Annotated in this window: 13 protein-coding genes; 7 read left to right on the top strand and 6 right to left on the bottom strand. The window is 65.5% G+C overall.

The window, feature by feature from the left end; all coding sequences use genetic code 11:
- The first annotated feature begins 116 nt into the window (after positions 1-116).
- The 4 genes from M1P90_RS16690 (at position 117) to M1P90_RS16705 (ending at position 4,232) form a co-directional block, all read left to right on the top strand.
- Positions 117-908 carry an ABC transporter permease gene (locus tag M1P90_RS16690; protein ID WP_483704207.1) on the top strand — a complete coding sequence of 264 codons (792 nt, stop codon included), beginning with the start codon at positions 117-119 and terminating at the stop codon, positions 906-908.
- Positions 909-1,379: 471 nt separating this feature from the next.
- Entirely contained in the window at positions 1,380-2,228 is an 849-nt protein-coding gene (locus M1P90_RS16695) for an ABC-2 family transporter protein (RefSeq protein ID WP_483704209.1), read from the top strand.
- A complete protein-coding gene (locus M1P90_RS16700) occupies positions 2,179-3,195 on the top strand; it encodes an ABC transporter ATP-binding protein (protein WP_483704211.1) in 1,017 nt (338 codons plus the stop codon). The genes M1P90_RS16695 and M1P90_RS16700 overlap by 50 nt, the downstream gene beginning before the upstream one ends.
- A gap of 170 nt (positions 3,196-3,365) precedes the next feature.
- Positions 3,366-4,232 (top strand): ATP-binding cassette domain-containing protein, encoded by an 867-nt coding sequence (locus M1P90_RS16705; RefSeq protein WP_483704213.1) that lies wholly within the window; start codon positions 3,366-3,368, stop codon positions 4,230-4,232.
- 182 nt (positions 4,233-4,414) lie between these two features.
- On the opposite strand, the gene M1P90_RS16710 is transcribed toward M1P90_RS16705, so the two are convergent.
- A complete protein-coding gene (locus M1P90_RS16710; RefSeq protein ID WP_483704215.1) occupies positions 4,415-6,559 on the bottom strand; it encodes a CHAT domain-containing protein in 2,145 nt (714 codons plus the stop codon).
- Positions 6,560-6,789: 230 nt separating this feature from the next.
- Positions 6,790-8,709, bottom strand: a complete 1,920-nt coding sequence (locus M1P90_RS16715; RefSeq protein WP_483704217.1) for a peptidoglycan recognition protein family protein — start codon at positions 8,707-8,709, stop codon at positions 6,790-6,792.
- Positions 8,710-9,112: 403 nt separating this feature from the next.
- Between M1P90_RS16715 and M1P90_RS16720 the strand changes: the two genes are divergently transcribed.
- Complete coding sequence (locus M1P90_RS16720; protein WP_483704219.1) at positions 9,113-10,732, top strand: M2 family metallopeptidase; 1,620 nt, start codon at positions 9,113-9,115, stop codon at positions 10,730-10,732.
- Positions 10,733-10,828: 96 nt separating this feature from the next.
- On the opposite strand, the gene solA is transcribed toward M1P90_RS16720, so the two are convergent.
- From solA to M1P90_RS16740, 4 genes are all read right to left on the bottom strand, one after another.
- Positions 10,829-11,971 carry an N-methyl-L-tryptophan oxidase gene (gene solA / locus M1P90_RS16725; protein ID WP_483704221.1) on the bottom strand — a complete coding sequence of 381 codons (1,143 nt, stop codon included), beginning with the start codon at positions 11,969-11,971 and terminating at the stop codon, positions 10,829-10,831.
- Positions 11,972-12,238: 267 nt separating this feature from the next.
- A complete protein-coding gene (locus tag M1P90_RS16730) occupies positions 12,239-13,114 on the bottom strand; it encodes a DMT family transporter (RefSeq protein ID WP_483704223.1) in 876 nt (291 codons plus the stop codon).
- Complete coding sequence (locus M1P90_RS16735) at positions 13,115-13,759, bottom strand: GntR family transcriptional regulator (protein ID WP_483704225.1); 645 nt, start codon at positions 13,757-13,759, stop codon at positions 13,115-13,117.
- Between the two features lie 323 nt (positions 13,760-14,082).
- Complete coding sequence (locus tag M1P90_RS16740) at positions 14,083-17,391, bottom strand: AAA family ATPase (RefSeq protein ID WP_483704227.1); 3,309 nt, start codon at positions 17,389-17,391, stop codon at positions 14,083-14,085.
- 299 nt (positions 17,392-17,690) lie between these two features.
- Here M1P90_RS16740 and M1P90_RS16745 point away from each other — a divergent pair, with 299 nt between their 5' ends.
- Positions 17,691-19,646 carry an alpha-amylase family glycosyl hydrolase gene (locus M1P90_RS16745; RefSeq protein WP_483704229.1) on the top strand — a complete coding sequence of 652 codons (1,956 nt, stop codon included), beginning with the start codon at positions 17,691-17,693 and terminating at the stop codon, positions 19,644-19,646.
- A 21-nt stretch (positions 19,647-19,667) separates the two neighbouring features.
- A complete protein-coding gene (locus M1P90_RS16750; RefSeq protein ID WP_483704231.1) occupies positions 19,668-20,186 on the top strand; it encodes a thiamine pyrophosphate-binding protein in 519 nt (172 codons plus the stop codon).
- The last annotated feature ends 104 nt before the right edge of the window (positions 20,187-20,290 follow it).

Here is a 20,290-nt window from a genome sequence, read left to right on the forward strand (position 1 = left end):
TTCCGTTGTTTGAGTTTCGGCGCTACGCGCCGAAACTCAAACAACAATAAAATCAGAAGAACCTTGCTGCCGCAGGCTCGAAGCGTGTTGCGCAACACAAGAGCAGATAAACAACAATGAACAAAACAATCCACAAATACTGGAAAACCGCCGCCATGGCTGCTTCCAGCTATATTGGCGACAGCCCGCTCTTCCTGATCGACTACCTGCTGCGCCTCTTGCGCGTGCTGGTGCTGCTCTCGATCTGGCGCGCAATCCTCGCCGGGCGCGGCCCCGTCGCGGGAATGACGCTTGGCGCGGTGCTGACCTACACGCTGATCGCGGAGGTGTTTGCCGCCCAGCTCGCGCCACGCACCGAGCTCGACAGCGAGTTCTGGAATGGCGGCATCGCCACGCGCCTCTTGCAGCCGCTGGGTATCTTCGGCCACTTTTCGGCGGATATGTTTGGGCGCTGGATGTTCGAAGGGGCGGTGTTTGGCTTGCCGCTGCTGCTGATCGCGCCCTTGCTGGGCGTCGATCCGCGCCCGGCCAGCGTGGGTGCGGGGCTGCTGTTCGTGCCAAGCCTGCTGCTGGCAATCAGTGTCGGGCTGGCGGTGGAATATATTTTTGGCGGGCTGCTCATCCTGCTGGAGATGCCGCACTGGGCGGTGCGCCAGATGCGCAACGCAGTCACTACGCTGCTGTCGGGCGCGCTGATCCCGCTGGCGCTGCTGCCGCCCGCCGTGGGCGCGGCGTTTGCGTGGCTGCCCTTCGCGGCAATGGCCTCGGCCCCGCTGCAGATCTACACTGGCACGGGCGCGCCCTTCGCGCTGCTCCTCTCGCAGGCGGCGTGGTCGCTGGCGCTGTGGCCGCTGGCGCACTGGCTGTGGCACATCGGCCGCGAGCGCATGGTGTCGTATGGCGGGTGACGAGGTGACACGAGCAGTAAGCAGCCGGCAGTAGGCAGTTGGCAGTAGGCAGTTGGCAGTAACCTGCAAATCTGCAAACCTGCAAACCTGCAACCTTCAAACTTGGAACTTGGAACCTGAAACTTTCAAACCTTTGTGCCCTTTGCGCCTCCGTGGTTCATGCCCGGTCGTCCGTCGGTGTCGGCGGTGAGCAAGAAAATAATGCACAAGAAGTGAGTCAGTAGCGTCCTGAGTAGCGCGTAGCGCGTATCGAAGGGCGCGGCTAGACGGCACCCTTCGATACGCGCTACGCGCTACTCAGGATGCCGCAGTGAGTCGTCGGTCGTCTGTGGTCGTTCGTCGTTCGTCCCAATCGTAAATCGTCAATCGTAAATCCAAAATCTCCGTGCCTCTGTGCCTCCGTGGTGAATTATTCGGTCGTCGTTCGTCCCAATCGCAAATCGTCAATCGTCAATCGTAAATGGAAACGATATGCCTATTACTCACACCATCCGGCGCATTCTGCAGCTGTGGCGCATGTATGCCGCGCTGGATTTCACCTTTCTTATGTCCGACATTCGCCTGGCGCTGACATGGTACGTGTCGGATGGAATCGTCAATTTCGCGACGGTCACGGCGACGCTGCTGCTGGCCGAGCGCTTTGCCGGCATTGGCGGCTGGTCGCGCGACCAGATTGTGTTTATGCTCGGCTACGCCACTGTGGTCACCGGGCTGATGCACACCTTTTTCGGCTACAACGTGCTGATGATCAGCCGCCGGCTCGGGCGCGGCCAGCTCGACCACACGCTGGCGCAGCCGCAGCCGATCTGGCTGGCGCTGCTCACCGAGGGCTTTATGCCCTTCTCGGGCGCGCCGATGATTCTGCCGGGGCTGGGCCTGCTGCTGTGGGCCGGGGCGCGCCTGCCGCTGGCGATCGGGCCGGGCTGGCTGGCGCTGTTTGCGCTGAACCTGGCGGCTTCGGCGGCAATTGTGCTGGCCTTCGCCTTTCTGTGGGGCAGCCTGGCCTTCTGGGCGCCGCGCTCCGCCGAAGAAATCAGCAGCTCGGCGATTCGCCTGCTCGATCAGCTCAAGGGCTTCCCGCTCGACGGCATTGCGCCGCTGCTGCTGGGCAGCATGCTGGGCGCGCTGCCGGTCGGTTTTGTCGCCTGGTACCCCTGCCGCGCGCTGCTCGGGCTGGGCGCGTCGCCCGCCGACCTGTGGGTCACGCCGCTGGCCGCGATTTTGTTTGTGCTCGCCGCAATCGCCCTGTTTCTGAAAGGAATGCACCACTATGAACGGATTGGCTCCCAGCGCTACAGCAGCTTCGGGCATCGCGGTTGAGCTGCGCGGCGTTTCCAAAACCTTTCGCCAGAAGCAGCGCTCCGAGCGCCTGCGCGATGCCGTGCGCGGCATGTTCCGCCCGCCCGTGCGCGAAGTTCATGCGCTGCAAAATATCGACCTGACCATTCGGCGCGGCGAGATCGTGGCCTACGCAGGCCCGAATGGCGCGGGCAAAAGCACTACCGTGAAAATGCTTTCGGGCATGCTCGCGCCCGACGCCGGCACAGTGCGCTCGCTGGGCATGGACCCGGTGCGCGAGCGGGTGCGCTATGTCAGCAAGATCGGCGTGGTGTTCGGCCAGCGCACCGAGCTGTGGTCCGATCACCCGGTGGCGGCCAGCTTTGAGTGGAAGCGCGTGGTGTGGGACATCCCGCGACCGCGCTACGAGCGCATGCGCGATTTGGTGAAGGAAGTGCTCGGCCTGGGCGAGTTTTTCCACAGCCTCACGCGCGAGCTGAGCCTGGGCCAGAAGATGCGCGCCGAGCTGGGCATGGCGCTGCTCCATGAGCCCGAGCTGCTGTTCCTCGACGAGCCAACCATTGGGCTGGATGTGCTGGCCAAGCGCACGATCCTCGGCTTCATCAAGGAGCTGAACCGCGAGCAGGGCGTGACGATTATGATCACCAGCCACGACATGGCCGAGCTGGAGCAGCTGGCCGGGCGGATCGTGATGATCGACCACGGGCGGCTGGCCTTTGACGGGCCGTTCGAGCGGCTGCGGCGCGAAGTTTCCGACCAGCGGCGGCTGCTGCTGGAAACGCCGCCCGGCCCCGCACCCGAGCTGGCACACGCCGAGCTGGTGCGCAGCGCCGACGGCCGCCACGAGTATGTGTTCGACGCAACGCGCACCGGGCTGGCCGCGCTGCTGGCACAGGCCGCCGCCCAGACGCAGGTGCTCGACGCCGAAACGCACCGCGCGCCAATCGACGAGGTGATTGCCGACATTTACCGGCAGTGGCAGCGTTAGCGCATTTTCGATTTACGATTTTCGATTTCCGATTGCGCTGGCACGATACTCATGCTGAACGAGCGCCACCGAAATCCGCACAGGTCGTTTGCAAATGCGCTAGCGCGTGAGCGCACGAGCCTGCGTTGCACACGCTCAGCTGGTGTACAATCAAAGGCGTGAGCACTGCCATGTCCGAATCACTCATCGCCATCGACGGCGCGCACTACACCTACCCGGCGCAAAGCGGTCGCTTCAGCGCCAGCCCGGCTGTGCCCGCGCTGCGCGGCGTGAGCATGCGCGTGGCGGCAGGCGAATATCTCGCGCTGCTGGGCCACAACGGCAGCGGCAAAAGCACGCTGGCGCGGCTGTGCAACGGGCTGCTTCTGCCCGAGCGCGGCAGTGTGCGCGTAGCAGGGCACGATACGGCCGACCCCGCAGCGCGCGCCGCTGTGCGCGACGTGGTGGGCATGGTCTTTCAAAACCCCGACAACCAGATCATTGCGACGCTGGTGGAAGATGATGCCGCCTGGGCGCTGGCAGCGCGCGGCTGGCCCGCCGAGCGTATTCGCGAGCGGGTGGCGTGGGCGCTCGAAACCTGCGGCATTGCCGACCTGCGCGGGCAGGCGCCGCACCGGCTTTCGGGCGGGCAGCGCCAGCGGCTGGCGGTGGCGGGGGTGCTGGCGCTGCGCCCGCAGGTGCTGATCGCCGACGAGGCCACCGCCATGCTCGACCCGCTGAGCCGCGCCGCGCTGGTGGGCTTGCTGCGCGAGCTCAACCGCGCCCACGGCCTGACGATTATTCACGTGACGCATTTGCTGGAAGAAGCCGCGCTGGCGGATCGCGTGCTGGTGCTGGAAGCGGGGCGCGTCGCGCTGGATGGCACGCCCGCCGCGATCTTTGCCAATTTGGGCGAGCTGGCGCGCTTGCGTCTGGAGGTGCCCGCGCCAATCGAGCTGGCGGCGCGCTTGCGCGCGGCTGGTCGGCGCATCAGCCCGGCCGCGCTGAGCGTGGAAGCGATTGCCGAGGAAATTGTGCGCACGCAGCGGCGGCGCTAGCGGAGAAATACAAACGAGCCACAGAGAGCAGCGAGATCAGTGAGGAAGAGTATCAAACTCCATGTTCTCGGCAGACCATATCAACGTGGAATAGGAAATGATATCTATCCACAGATGACGCAGATTTCACAGATTATAGACTTCATATCTGCGTAATCTGCGCAATCTGTGGATGTGTTACTCTACCCGCGCGCAATCATCACGTCGCCATTGCTGTACAGCGCATACAGCAGCCCCATGATGTTGTGCTTGTCGCGCGCGTACTCCACGCGCAGGTCGCGCAGCAGCTCACCCAGCGCCACGTCGCCGGCCGTAAAGCGTTTCACAAACTCCTTGGCGAACTCGGCCGCGAAAAATGCCGGCGTCTCGACCTCGGTGCCAAGCACGCCGCGCGCGCCGCGCGAGAGCAGGAACGGCACCCAGCCATCGTACAGGAACGGGCTGAGTTCGGCGCTCTCGCAGGCGTTCAGGAACACCAGCGGCGCCTGGCGCAGCCGCTCCACCGCCGAGCGCGTCTTGAGCTTCATTTCGGCAATTGTGGTTTTTGCGTCGCTGAGCGAAATGCGCGAGAAATCCACGCCGCCGTCCTCGCCGGTTTGCTTGCTGATCGCGTGGCAGTAGAAATAGATCAGCGGCGGGCTGTCCGGGCCGCGCATCAGGCGCACCAGGTCGGCCACGTTCGGGTACTCCTGGACGCTAATGCCGGGCAGGGTGCTGAAGTAGTCGCGCTGGCCCTGCACCACCGGCTCGCCAAACTGCGCGTCGATGGTGTTGTTGCACACAAACGCCATATCAACCGTGTCGCCCACGCTGATCGTTGGGTCGAAGTTGATCAGGTTGCCGGCGGTGAACTCGGGCAGGTACTCGATCACATGCTTGAAGCCCCAGAATTGATCGTAGCTGGGGTTTGCCAGCGCATCGTCGTCGCCGTCGAACAGAAACGACCAGGGGAAGAAAAAGCGCTCGGCGACCACCTGAATGTTGAGCTGGCGCGTGCGCGACAGGCTGGTCAGCAGGTCGCCCATGGCGCGGGCATCGTCGCGATTGTTGTTATAGAACAGGTTGTAGTACAGCAGCGCGCCGGCCTCGGCCAGCTTCTTCATGCCGTCCAGCCCCGCCTCGGCCGCAATCTTCGTGTCGAGGTTCTGGTACACCAGGTTGCCCTGCGCATCTTGCGCATGCACCACCTCATACAGCGTTTTGCGCGCGCTGGCGACCCAGTCGGCAATCGCCTCGGTGCTGATGTCGAGGTAGGCGCGCGCCACGCCGCCGCCCTGCACGCTAATGGTGTAGCCAGGGTCTTTGCGCATGATCACGACGTTGACGCTGGTCTGGCGCGGGCGCGGGCGCAGTGCCGCCGCGCTGGCGACCGTCAGGCCAGCGGCGGCGGTTTCGACGGCGGGCGTGCCGGGCGGCAGCTTCTCGCCCACATTCACGCTGATTTCAATCTGCTGGAACAGGTTGCTGTTGATGTAGAGCGTGGCATGCAGTGTGTTCTTGCCGGTCTTGCTGGCCTCGATCGTGAAGGTGACGGTGTTCTTCGAGGGGATGTTCGCCTCGACTGGGACAACAATTTCCTGCGCGTCGACGCCGTAGAGCGTGAAATCGCCCGCGTCGACCGTCACCATAATTGTGGCCGTGACCTTGCCTGCGGCGAATTTTTTGATCGCGATGCCTAACGCGCCGCCACTGCCAGCCTGCACCACCGCATCATCGCGCGGCTGGTCGACGTTGAATTTCAGCTCGTAGGGAACATCAACCTGCATGGGCGTTTGCTTGCTCACGCCCGGCAGCCAGCCATTCACCACGCGCGTGTCGGCGGCCGGGGGCGCATCCTCGGCGGGCAGCGCCTCGGGCACGGGCATGGCGGCAGGGATGGGTTCGTCGCTGAGCGTGCGCGGGCGGGCAGGCGCTTTGGCAATGAATGGGTCGGGCGGCAGGTCCTCAGCGCCGCGCAGCTCGCGGGTGAACAGGCCAAGCACCGCGCCCTTGCGCAGCACCACCAGCCGCTTGCCGGGCTGCGCATCGCGCTGATCGCGCGCGCCACTCAGGCCCATGCTGTCCTGCTCAACGGCGGCGACGGGCATCGGCAGACCGGGCACGCTGCCGATCACGCTCGTCAGCGTGATCTGGGAATTGGCGCCCGCCAGCGCTTCGATCTCCAGCCAGCGCACCACCTGGTACAGGCCGCTCGGCAGGGGCCAAACGACATAGGTGTAGGCGCGTGTCCCGGCGTTCGCTGGCAGCCGGTCGCGCACCTGGCCGACCTGATCGCTCGCCGCGACCAGAATGTAGCCTTTGTTCAGCTCTACCTCAGGGATGGGCATGGCCGTCCTCCTGGCTGATTTCGTACGGTTCGCAAGTTATAGGTTTTCAGGTTGCAGGTTTGCAGGTTGTCGCCGGGGCGTATCGCATACGCCTGCTGGCAGGTTGTCGCCGGGGCGTATCGCATACGCCTGCTGGCAGGTTGTCGCCGGGGCGTATCGCATACGCCTGCTGGCAAGTTGTCGCCGGGGCGTATGCGATACGCCCGTTCGTCATTCGTCTATCTCCGGGGCTACTTCATGCGCTTGCGAAAGGCTTCCCACGGGAATGCATCAGGGTCGCTCGGATGGTCGGGCGCGAGGTCGCTCCAGCGCAGCACGGCGTCGGCGGGCAGCTCGTAGCGTGCGCGCAGGGTGTTCGCCAGCCACGCCAGCGCGGCCAGCTGCGCGGCCGGGTAGTTGCCGGCCTGCTCGGCAGTGATGCCCAGGCTGATCCGGTTGATGTTCTGGCGGCGGCCGTTCCAATCGGCCATGCCCGAATGCCAGGCCGCGCAGTCGTCGTTCACCAGTTGATAAATAGCGCCATCGGCAGCGACAACGTAGTGGCTCATGCCCTGCGTGTCGAGCGCGGTCATGGCGGCCAGGATCTGGGCAAGCGGGCCAGGCGCGCTATGCAGCACCAGCAGGTTGATCTTCGAGCCGCTGCGGTCGCCAAACGCCACCGCCAGCGCCTGCGGTGAGCTGTACTGCACAATGTGGAAGGCGGCCGGCGCGGGTTCGAGCTGGGCACCGGCTGGCAATTTGGGCGCTGGCGCGGCCGCAGGTGCCTCGCGCGCCGACAGCACCGCCGGGCGCGGCGCATTGGCAAGCTGGCTCAGGCGACGCACATCCGCCCAGTTCGGTATGACGTTATACAGCGTATCGGTGGCATAGACCTGAATGGCATACTGCGCGCTGCCCGACGCAACCCGGTACGAGTCCGAGAGCGCCGCGCCCAGGTTCCACGAACGCGCAAGCTGGTGGAAGGCCCAGTCGGGGTGGTAGATCGCCCCGCCACGCGCATAGGTCTGCGTCAGCAGGGTGTCGCGCAGGCGCACGCTTGGCGCGTCGGCGGAATTAGCGAGCTGGCTCAGGCGGCGCACGTCGCTCCAGTTCGGCACTTTGTTGTAGAGCGTGTCGAGCGCAAACGGCTGGAAGGCGTATTGCGCGCCGTCGATGGTGATGGTCGCGCTTTCGCCAATCGGCGGGCCGAGCTTGCTGGCCAGCGCAAACTGGTGAAACGCCCAGTCCGGGTGGAAGGTCGCCCCGCCAGCACGATAGGTTGCTTCGAGCAGGGCGCGGCCCAGACCGCTGGGGGGAATACTGCCGCCGAGCAGCTCAGACAGGCGGCGCACATCGCCCCAGTTCGGCACTTCGCTGTAGAGCGTGTCGCGCGCAAAGGGTTGAAAGGCGTAGGTTTTCCCACCATCTTGCAGCGTTGTGTTGCGGCCAATTGGGAAGCCCAGCGCATTCTGCACGGCAAACTGGTGAAAGGCCCAGTCGCTGTTGTAGCCTTCGCCGCGCCGCTTGTAGCTTTCTTCCATCAGGGTTTCGAGCAGCGCCTCATTGTCGGGTGTGGGCGTGCCAATCGGGCCGGGCGGCGGCGGTGGCGGCGTGCGGTTCGCCAGCCAGGCGTCGATCTCGCCAATCACCCAGTCTTTGGTCACCGCCCAGCCGGGGCAGCTCTTCTGGTTGGTGTAGTCGCGGTGAAACGAGATCAGCTGGCGCGGGGCGATGCCGAGGCGTCTGGCAAGGCCACCGATCACGGCTTTGGCGTTTTCCCACACCGCGCCGCCGGGCCGCACGCCGTCGTAGTTGCCCACCATCTCCAGGCCAATCGAGTACCAGAACTTGCCGCTGCTGACGCCCGAGTTGCCGGTGCCGGCGTGAATGCCAACATCTTTCATCGGCGTGAACAGCCAGATCCCGTCGGGCGCGGCATACACATGCGGCGCGGCCGTCCAGCCTTTGCCGCCATAGAAGCGTTGCATGCCCTGCATCGAGCGCAGGCCGGCCCACTGCTCGACGGTTGGCACAAAGGTATGGTGCAGCACCAGCCGCGACGGCGCGATTGGGCCGAAATCGTAGCCTGCCACGTAGCTGAGCCATTCGGGGATGTTCAGGCGGCGGCCGATCATCGGCGGCACGCCTGTGGTGGGGTCGTTGGTTGGCACAGGCCACCTCCATCAGTTGCCGCGCGCGGGAGCGCAACGGCGGAGGGTACGCCCGATCCTAGCACGCCGATCAGGCAGAGTCAAGCTATTTGCCTTTGCACGGGGCAGTTTGGTAGAATGGCGGGCCGGTAATTAGAGTTCGCAGGTTGCAGGTTTGAAGGCTGCAGCTTGGGCGACGACCGAGACTTCGTCCTGGACCCAAAGGGTACCCCGCGGCGTCAGCCGCGTATCGAAGGGCGACGACCGAGTTACTTCACCACGGAGGCACAGAGACACGGAGTTTTACTGTTGCATGGTGAATGTTTGCAAGTTGCAGATTTGTGCAAACTCAAAACTCAACATTCAACATTCAAAACGTGCAATCTGCGACCCGCTAACGAAATCCTCTCATCAAGGAGCACCTATGGAGACCCAACGACGCGATCTCGCCGCGCAGGCGCGCGAATTTATTGACGCAATGGTGGCGCGCATCCACCCGGTTGTGCGGGCCTACAACACCGCCCAGTGGGATCTGGCGACCACGGGCGCGCCCGAGCACCGCGACGCGCTGGAGCACCTGGGAGCAGAGCACACCCGCGTCTACACCAGCAATCCAGCCGAGTGGGACGCCATTCAGCAGCTCTACGCCGGGCGCGACGCGCTAGCCGACGCCGGGCTGCGCCGCGAGGTCGAGCTGCTGTACCGCAGCTTTGCCGCCGCGCAGATCGCGCCCGACCAGATCGACCGCATCGCCGCGCTGGAGGCCGGGCTGACCGACCTGTACACGAACTTCCGCGGCACCGTCGACGGCGCGCCAATCGCCAACAACGAGATCACCACCGTGCTGCGCGAATCGGACGACTCGGAGGAGCGGCGCGAAGCCTGGGAGGCCGGCAAGCAGATTGGCGCAGCTGCGCGCGACCCGCTGCTGGAGCTGGTGCGCCTGCGCAATGCCAGCGCCCGCGCGCTTGGCTTCCGCGATTATTACGCCAAATCACTGGAGCTTCAGGAAGTTGATGAGGGCGAGCTGTTTGCGCTGCTCGACGATCTTGAGGAGCGCACGCGCGAGCCGTTCCGCGCGCTCAAGGCCGAGCTCGACGCCGCGCTTGCGGCGCGCTGCCGCGTGCCGGTGGAGGAGCTGCGGCCCTGGCACTACAGCGACCCCTTCTTTCAGGAAGCGCCCCGCACCGGTGCGGCCGATTTCGACAGCATGTTTGCCGACGAAGATATTGTGGCGCTCGCCACCCGCACCTTCGACGGCATCGGGCTGGAGGTGCGCGACATTCTGGCGCGTTCCGACCTGTTCGAGCGCGAGAACAAAGACCAGCACGCCTTCTGCACGCATATCGACCGGCTCAGCGACGACGTGCGCGTGCTGTGCAATATCCGCCCCGACGCACGCTGGATGGACACCACGCTCCACGAGCTGGGCCACGCGATCTACGACAAATATCTGGGCGAACAGCTGCCCTACCTGCTGCGCGTGGCGGCGCACATCAACACCACCGAGGCGATTGCAATGCTGATGGGCCGGCAGGCGATTCGGCCCGACTGGCTGGTGCGCGTGCGGGGCCTGAGCGAAGAAGAAGTGCAGGCCATGGCCGCGCCAGCGCATGCCGAGCAGCGCATCGCCCAGCTTGTGTTCCTGCGCTGGGGCCTGGTGATGGTGCACTTCGAGCGTGCGCTCTACGCCGACCCCGACCGCGCCGACCTGAACGCGCTGTGGTGGGAGCTGGCCGAGCGCTTCCAGATGCTGACCCGGCCCGAGGGGCGCGACGAGCCCGACTGGGCGGCGAAGATCCACCTGGCGATTGCGCCCGTCTACTACCACAACTACATCCTGGGCGAACTCACCGCCAGCCAGCTTGGCTCGGCCATCGCCGCGCGCACGCCCGAGCGCCGACTGGTCGATAGCCCAGCCACTGGCGCATTCCTGCGCGACGAGCTGTTTGCGCTGGGCGCGCAGCTGCCCTGGAACGAAACCCTCGCCCGCGTCACCGGCGAGCGCCTGAATGCGCGCTATTTCGTCGAAGAGTTTGTGTAAAAGAATTTCGTCAGGGCGGACCTTTCTGGGCGGACCTGTCTGGGCGGACCTGCGTGTCCGCCCCCTATCTGTCTGGGCGGACCTACGTGTCCGCCCTCACATCCCAAACCGCCCCACCCGAAACCGCGAAATATCGTGGCGCGTCTGACCGTGAGTCGCCAGCTCGGCCAGCACCTGCCCAATCGCCACGCCGAACTTAAAGCCATGCCCCGAGCAGGGCGAGCCGATCAGCACCTGCGGGTGGGCCGGGTGGAAATCGAGCACAAAATCTTCGTCGGGCGTCATCGTGTAGCGGCAGCTCACCGCCTCGATGATCTCGCCCGTCAGGCCGGGCAGCAGGTCGGTGGCATAGGCGTGCAGCCGCGCCAGCCGCTCCTGATCGATCGAGCGGTCGGGGTCGTCGGGCGCGACCTCGGGGCCAATCCGGTCGACCATCAGCTTCACGCCCGTGTGGTCGAAGATCGGAAAGCCCGAGCCAAGCACGGTTGTGGCGGGGTAGCGATGGATGAACAGCGGGAAGCGACCGGGCATATATGCGGCCGGGTCGTGCGCGGCGAAAAAGGCCAGCTGCTCCTTCAGCACCACCAGCGGCAGGTTCAGCCCAAGCTGGTTGAGCAGCGGCAGCGCCCACGAGCCCGCGCAAATCACCAGCTGGTCGGCGCGGAAGATCGTGTCGTCGCTGCGCACTTCTACTCCCGCGCCCGACACCGCAACACTGCGCGCCGCCGTATGCTCGAACAGTTGCGCGCCATTGCGCACCGCCTCGCGCGCCAGCGCGGCCACGCAGCGCCCGGCCGCCAGCAGGCTGTAGTCGGGTTGGAAAAAACCGATCGTGCCTTCGGGCAGGCGAAACTGCGGGTAGCGGCGCATGATCTCGTCGGCGTCGAGCGCCTCGAAGGGCACGCCAGCCGCCTGATAGGTTGAGCCAATGCCCTCCAGGCCAAGCGCGTCGGGCGCGCCAAAATCGAGCCCGCCGCACTGCAGCATCAGGCGCTCGCCGCATTCTTCCTCAAGCTGGTGCCACAGCGCATAGGCAGCCTGCGCCAGCCGCACATAGTCGATGCTGTCGTAGGCCAGGCGAATGATGCGCGACGGGCCGTGCGAGCTGCCCAGGCTATGGCCGATGCCAAACTGCTCCAGCAGCGCGACCCGCCGGCCGGATTTCGCCAGATGGTACGCGGTTGCGCTGCCCATCACGCCCCCGCCAAGCACGATCACATCCGTGGTGTGGGTATTCATGACGCCTCCGATGAACCGGTGACAAGATGACAAGGTGAAAGGGTGAGCGTAGAATCAAGAACCGCAGAACCAAGAACCGCAGAACCAAGAACCGCAGAACCGCGTCCTGAGTAGCGCGCAGCGCGTATCGAAGGGCGAGAACCAAGAACCTATAGCACAAAGCTTCGCGCTCTTTGCGCTCTTTGCGGTTCATTCCCCGGTCGTCCTTCGTCGGTTGTCAGGCGTCGCTCACCTAACCTGCAACCTTCAACTTTCAAACCTGCAACCTCAGGTGGTCAGCCACACGCCCACCAGCGTCAGCGCGCCGCCCGCGAGCTGCCAGCCCAGCAGCGGCTCGCCCAGAAACAGCACCGCCACCGCTACGCCCACAATCGGCACGAGGTTGATGAACGTCGCGGCCTGGCTGGCGTCGAGATGCGTCAGCGAGCGGTTGTACAGCAGGTTGGCCGTGGCCGACGAGATCAGGCCCAGGTAGGCGATGCTCAGCCAGCCCGCCGCCGAAATTGCTGGCGGCAAGGCCCCACCCGACTCAATCAGCGCCAGTGGCACCAGGCCGAGCGCGCCAATCGCCGTGCTGTAGGCCGTCACCGTGAGCTGGTCGACGGCGGCGACGCGCTTGGCGAGGATGGTATACACCGGCCACAGCACCATTGCCGCCAGCATCAGCAAGCCACCGAACAGCGGGTCGCTGGCATTGTCGCTCGGCGCGGCCACCAGCACCACCAGCGCAACCCCCAGCAGCGACAGCACGATCCCACCAATGCGCCGGCTGCTTGGGCGCTCGCGCAGCAGCAGCGTCGCCAGAATGATCGTCACGACGGGAATGGCGCTCTGGATGATCGAGGCCAGCGCGGCGCTGGTGTAGGCCAGCGCCAGGTTCGAGCCAGCCTGGTAGAGCGAAAAGCCGCACAGACCCATGCCGGCAATCGCGGCCCACTCGCCCGGCCGCAGGCGCGGCGCGTCGGCGCGTCGGCGCAGCAGCGCGAATGGCAGCAGCACCAGCGCGGCCAGCACAAAACGCAGCAGCGCGATCCACACTGGCGGCACCTCGGCGATTGCCGCTTTGGTGACGGTAAACGCACTGCCCCAGACGCTCATCACCAGCAGCAGCGAGGCAATGGCCAGGGCGCGGCCAGATTTCATCTACTCGCTCCACTGCTCAAGCAGGCGTGCTTCAGAACGGGCCAGATGTGCGCGCACCGCCGCGCTGGCCGCATCGCCATCGTGGGCGCGGCAGGCGGCCAATATTGCGCGATGGTCGGCGTGGAGCGATTCGACCGCGCCGCTGGCCGAGGCGCTTGCCACCATGTAGCGGCGGCTGCGCTGCCAGAGCGTTTCGATGGTTTCGAGCCAGCGCGGGCTGCCAGCGGCGTGGTACAGCACCCGGTGAAACTGCTTGTCGATTTCGAGAAAGGCTTCCCACGGCCCGGCAAAGCCTTCAAGCTGCGCCAGGAGCCCCGCCATCTCGCTCAGGTCGGCGTCATCCAGGCGCGGAGCGCCGTGGCGGGCGGCCAGCTCCTCAATCGCGCCTCGGATGGCATACAGCTCAAGCAGCTCGTCGCGGCCGGGCGTGGTGACAATCGCGCCACGATGGGGCAGCTGCGCAATCAACCCTTCGCTTTCGAGAATCGAAAACGCCTCGCGAATGGGCGTCATGCTGACGGCATAGCGACGGCTCAGGTCTTCGAGCACCAGGCGCGTGCCGGGCTCCAGCTCGCCGCGCAGAATCGCCTCGCGCAGCAGGTCGGCGGCAACGTCGCGCTTGGTGCGGTAGCTTGCAAGTGTCATAGCGCTATTCCATAAAAACCAAGAACCGCAGAACCGCAGAACCGCAGAACCACAGAACCGCAGAACCGAGAACTGAGAACCGCAGAACCGCAGAACCGAGAACCACAGAACCACAGAACCAGCCAGCGCATCTACGGGCGTGAGCGCCGATAGAAAGTGTGACTGGCGATTTAGGATTTGATATTTTATAAAATAGTAGGAGAGAAGCGCGATTTTGTCAATCTGTGTGCAGCAGCAAGACAGGCGACAGGCAACTGCGCGCCGAGCGCATCAGGATGCGAATCGCGTCAATCGCAAATCGCAAATCGTCAATCGTAAATATGCTAGGGTGTGGCAATCGCGCGCGGGGGGCGCTCAGCTTCGGCGGCCTGGCGCAGCGCCGCCAGCAGAAACGCATCGATCTGGCCGTCGCGCAGAACAGCCTGCACATCGGGCACGCGCACGCCTGTGCGGGGGTCGCGCACGGCGCGGTGGCGGCCTTGCGTGGTATACACGCGCGCCACGGCATCGCCCGCGTCGTCGGTTTCGCCGCCGAGCGCCACGCGCTGCAAGGCCGCCGCCAGCGCCTCGGGGTCGTCGTCGGCGGGCAGCTCGCCCACCGGCAAGATGCTCACGCGTGCCAGGTCGCGCTGGCGGTCGTCGGCCGGGCCGCTGTGGAGCTTGTGCAGGCCCGTTTCGCCGCGCAGAAACTCGTAGACATTGCTGCCGCGCACGAACAGCGCCAGCGGGCCGGGTTCGACCAGCTCGTAGCCCTTGCGCGCGGCCCAGGCCGCATACATCGCCAGCAGCTGCGCGGCCCATGCGTCGCTGTCGCGGCCAAGCGGCACCACGCGTAGCAGCGCCTGATCGTGGCCCGCGCCCGCGCCAATGCCGGCCAGCTCCATCTGCACATACGCAAACTCAGCCCCGAGCTGATCGAGATCGCGCGCCAGCTCGGGGATGCCGCGCCGGTCGCGGCGCAGGCGGATCTGGCGGCCTTTTTCTTCTAGGTACTCGGCGCGCTCGGCCAGCTCGTCAAAGCGCTTCAGCACGCGCTCAAGGTGGTACACCCGGCTGAGCACCTCGCGGGCGGCGGCAGGCTCATCCCAGAAGCTCGGCTCGGCGGTGCGGCGCAGCAGGCTCGAAACTTCGCGACGCAGCGATTTCACCACCGGGCTGGCCGATTCGTCGGCCGTGCGGGCGCGCAGATCGCGAATGCCGCGCAGCACCGCCTGGATGTCGGTTTCCAGCCGCCGGTCGGGCGCGGGCGCGAGGGCCGCCAAATCGGGCTGCTCGTCGGGGATGTCGAGCGACACCAGGCTCAGCGCGATCTGGCCCTCGCGCACGCCAAAGCGCAGCAGGTGGCCCGCGGAATCACGCGCCTGCGCGGGGCCGGGGTCGCGCTCGACCACCAGCCGCGCCAGCGGCAGAATGACCATGCGCTCGATCTCGCGCTGGAGCGGGCGCGCGCCATAGAGCGGGTGGAAGCCCTGCGCCAGCAGCCGCTCGATCACCGCGTCGTCGATTTCGACCAGCAGATTGCGGCCAACCACACCTTCGCGCATCAGCAGCTTGCCCAGCTCGCGCCGCGTGATCAGGCGCATCGCGTCGAGCGTGAGCGGGCGAAACGCAATGATTCGGTCGATGCGGTTGAAGAACTCGGGCCGGAAGAACTGCTCGGCCTGCTTGGTGAAATGCGCGCGCAGCCGCTCGTCGCTGCCGGCCGGGTCGGCGCGACCAGCCGCGCCAAAGCCAATATCCTGCATCTCGCGCCGGCTCGCGCCCAGGTTCGAGGTCATGATAATAATGGCGTTGCGGAAATCGGCGGTGCGCCCGCTTGCGTCGGTCAGGCGGCCTTCGCCCAGCACGCCCAGCAGCGCGTCGAAGACCTCGCGGTGGGCTTTTTCCAGCTCATCGAACAGCACCACGCAGAAGGGCTGGGCGCGCACCTGCCGCGTCAGCTCGCCCTCGCTGTCGGGCTTCCAGGCCGTGCCAATCAGGCGCGGCAGCGCGTCGGCCGAGGCATACTCGCTCATATCGAAGCGCAGCAGCCGGTCGCGCCCGCCGAACAGGAACTCGGCCAGCACTTTCGCCAGCTCGGTTTTGCCCACGCCCGTCGGCCCAACAAAGAAGAAGCTGCCCAGCGGCTTGTGCGGGTCGTTCAGCCCGGCCTTGATCACCGTCACAAGGTCGACCATTGCGCCGACCGCGTCGGGCTGGCCGAGCAGGCGTTCTTCGAAGTAGGCGCGCACGTCGGGCACGCGCATGGCCTGTTCATCGGAAAGAATGAACTCGGGCAGGCCAGTGGCGCGCGTAAAGGCGCGAATGGCGTCGGCGCGGCCAAGGGCGCGCAAAGGTTGAGCGCGCTCAATTCCTGCGGCGCCGGTCGTGTCGCGGGCGAGGTCTTCCAGAAAGCGCACGGCCTTGCCGGGAAAGGCGCGGTAGGGCATGAAACGCCGCGTCAGGTTGAGCGCCGCCGCGACTGCTGCCGGGTCGATGCTCAGGTTGCGGGTGGCTTCGAGCCGGCGCGCGGTTGCGTGCGCAATCGCCTGGGTGTCGGCCTCATTGGTTTCGCCCACGTCGATGCGGCGGAAGGCGTTCATAAAGCTCGGCTCGACCCGCATGCCCGCGTCGAATCCCTCGGGCGCACACTCGCAGATGATGGTCAGCTCGCCGCTTTCGAGGTAGGGGCGCAGAAACCGGCCCATGTTGTTGTCGCTGCCGCTCCAGCGCCCAGCGTCCAGGATCTCGTTCGGATCGGCCATGTACAGGATCTGGCGGCCCCGGCGCACCTGCTGGATCAGGCGCTGGGTGCGGCCCTGCCACTCGCCGGTGTATTTCATGCCGGCGATCAGGTTGTTGGCCGTCACCGCCCAGACCTCGCGGTCGCGCAGCGCGGCCGGCACATTGCCCTGCCGAATACGCTCGACGATTTCGTGCAGCAGCGCGGTTTTGCCCACGTCGGCGCGGCCCACCAGCATGATACTGCTGAGCTTGTCGCCCGCCAGCGCGGTCAGCACCTGCTCCACCAGCGCGTCGCGGCGGTCGGCGCGGCCGAGTTTGCCACGCGCAGCCTGTTCGCTCAGGTTCATGCCGCACAGCGCGAGGACGTTTTCCTGATTATGGGTGTTGCTCAGCTCAACCGGCTCGGGCTCGGCGAGTGTGGGCGCGGGGATCGTCAGCACTTCCAGCGTTTCGCTGCCGTCGAGATCGGCCTCGACAATCGCGGGCGATTTCCACTTGCGCATGTGGTGCAGCAGGGCGGCGCGGGCCTGCGCTTCCAGCTCGCCCGGCTCGTTCACCACCAGATGAAAGCCTTCCAGACGCGGCGCAGTCACCACCAGGTAGCGGGCGTTGCGCGTCACCTGCGCGTCGGTGACGAGCACATTCACCGTGACGGGGATGGCGGCGTCGCTGCCCTTGGGCGGCACATCCAGCGCGATTGGCCGCAGCTCCTGCTGCTCCTGAAAGGCATATTTGCCCCACGCGCGCCGGCCCGCATCCTTGAGATGCTCGGCAAGCTGCTGGCGAATGTCGGCAAGCGCCTCGTCGCGGGTTTCGGCGTAGCTGGAAACGGTGGGGACAGCCGGCACCAGCACCGTCCAGGCGCCGTAGCTGTGCTGCTGTACAAACAGGCGGAAACGCATCTGCATAGCGAGAGTATAGTCACAAGCGAGAAGGGCGTCAAACCAGGCGGGCTGCGCGGGGCTGCCACGTTGCGCCCGGCCGCTCAAGCGGCGGGCTACAAAAGCAAAGCCTGCCTCCGCAGGCTGCACAAGGCCGCGCAGGCGGCCTTCGCTATTCAAGCCGAGGGCTTCAGCCCCACGGCAAACCAGACGCGCCCGCGTGCCTACCAATAAGAACGCAGCACACCGCCCGATTCGCTGCTGCGCCGCGCGCGAATCACGCTATAATGGCGTCCCACAAGCATACTCATAGGGGAGGTTGCCGGATGCCTGACGCAAACTGGCTGCGCCAGCAGGCTACATTGTCGCTCGGCCGGCTGTGGCCGCGCATCGAGGCGCATTTCGCCGGGCAGCGCGCCGCCCAGCCAGCCGAATGGGACGCCTTCGAGGTGCGCGTGCGCCGCGAGTGGCCGCGGCTGTTTGGGCTGCTATACGAGCTGTACGCCGCGAATTACGATTTCTTCTACCAGATCGAGCAGCTGCTGATCGACACTGCGCAAAGCTGGTTCGACCGGCCCGCCTGGCTCAAGCAGCTCGACGCGCGGCGCGAAGCCGACCCCGAGTGGTTCCAGTCGCAGCAAATGGTCGGCGGCGTGTGTTATGTCGACCTTTTCGCCGGCAATCTGAACGGTGTGCGCGAGCGGCTGTCCTACTTCAAAGAGCTGGGGCTGACCTACCTGCACCTGATGCCGCTGTTCGCCGCGCCAGAAAATGAGAGCGACGGCGGCTACGCCGTCAGCAGCTACCGCGACATCAACCCGGCGCTTGGCACCTTTGCCGAGCTGCGCGCGCTGGCCGAAGAATTTCAGGCCCACGGCATCAGCCTGGTGGTTGATTTTGTGTTCAACCACACCTCCGACGAGCATGGCTGGGCGCGCAAGGCGCAGGCCGGCGACCCCGAGTTCGAAAATTACTACTTCATTTTTCCCGACCGCACCATGCCCAACGCCTACGAGCGCACGCTGCGCGAAATCTTCCCGACCGTGCGGCGCGGCAGCTTCACGTGGCGCGAAGATATGCAGCGCTGGGTGTGGACGACCTTTAACAACTTCCAGTGGGATTTGAACTACGCCAACCCGGCGGTGTTCCGCGCAATGGCCGGCGAAATGCTGTTTATCGCGAACGCGGGCGTGGAGTTTTTGCGCCTCGACGCGGTCGCGTTCATCTGGAAGCGCATGGGCACCAGCTGCGAAAACCAGCCCGAGGCCCACACTGTCATTCAGGCCTACAACGCCCTGGCGCGCATTGCCGCGCCGGCCATGCTCTTTAAGTCGGAAGCAATCGTGCACCCCGACGACGTGATGCGCTACATCAGCCCGCAGGAATGCCAGATTTCGTACAACCCGCTGCTCATGGCGCTGATCTGGGAAGCGCTGGCGACCCGCGAGGTCAAGCTGCTGGCGCACTCGATGATCACGCGCTTCAGGCTGCCGCCCGGCTGCGCCTGGGTGAATTACCTGCGCTCGCACGACGACATCGGCTGGACCTTCGACGACGGCGACGCCTGGCACGTTGGCATCAATCCGTCCGATCACCGCCGCTTCCTGAATAATTTCTACATCGGGCGCTTTGAAGGCTCGTTTGCGCGTGGCGTGCCCTTTCAGGAAAACCCCGACACTGGCGACGCACGGGTTTCTGGCACCCTGGCTTCGCTGGCCGGGCTGGAGCAAGCCCTGCAACGCGGCGACGAGCGCCTGATCGATCTGGCCGTGCGCCGCATTCTGATGGTCCACAGCCTGATCCTGAGTATTGGCGGCATCCCGCTGCTCTACCTGGGCGATGAAGTGGCGACGCTGAACGACTACTCTTTCGCCAACGACCCCGCCAAGGCCAGCGACAGCCGCTGGGTGCACCGCCCGGTGGCCTCGCAGGAGCGCTATGCGCGCCGCAACGAGCGGATCGCGCGCGAAGACGATGTGTTTGCCGAGCTGTCGCGCCTGATCCAGCTGCGCAAGCAGCAGCCCGCAGTCTGGGATGGCGCAATGGAAGTGATCGACAGCGGCAACCGCCATGTGTTCAGCTTTGTGCGCAACCACGGCGGCCAGCGTCTGCTGGTGGTCGCGAACTTTTCCGAGCACATGCAGCAGATGGATGCCAACCAGCTGCGCGTGTACGGCCCCGGCTACCGCTTCACCGACCTTGTTTCGGGCGAAGAATTCAGCGCCGACGAGCCATTGCCACTCGGGCCCTACCAGTTCGCCTGGCTCACTGCAAGCGGCTAATTTGCGTGGAAGGAAAGGCCCATGCCCGTCTCGATGACCAACTCGCGCGTGATCTACGACGCGCTGCGCGCCTGCGACGTGCGGATTATGTCGGCGCTGCCCGAAACCTGGCTGGTGCATCTTATTCGCATGGCCGAAGACGACCCGGCGGTGCAACTGGTGCGGCTGGCGAAGGAAGAAGAAGGCATTGGCATCTCGGCTGGCGCGCACCTGGCTGGCGTGAAATCGGCGCTGCTGATGCAGAATCACGGCTTTCTGCAAAGCGTGAACGGCATTGTGTCGCTGGCGCAGCTTTACCGCATCCCGCTGCTCATGCTGATCAGCTATCGCGGCGAGTTTGGCGAGCGCGACCCCTGGCAGACCGAGGGCGGCGGCGCGACGGAGTCGGTCTTGCAGGCGCTGCGCATTCCCTACCAGCGGCTCGACGACCCTTCGCACGTGGCGCGGCGCATCCAGAAGGCGCAAACCCTGGCCGAGGCCGCGCTGCGCCCGGTGGCGCTGCTGCTCTGCCGCGACCTGATGTGGGAAGAAGTGAGTTAGCGGGTTTGCACGTTGCAGGTGGCATGTTCGCAGGTTGCGGGCGGGGCGTATTGCATACGCCTGTTTCAGGTTCGAAAGTTTGCAGATTGCAGGTTGGAATGTTC

It is taken from the genome of Kouleothrix sp. 19917, from assembly GCF_057073505.1.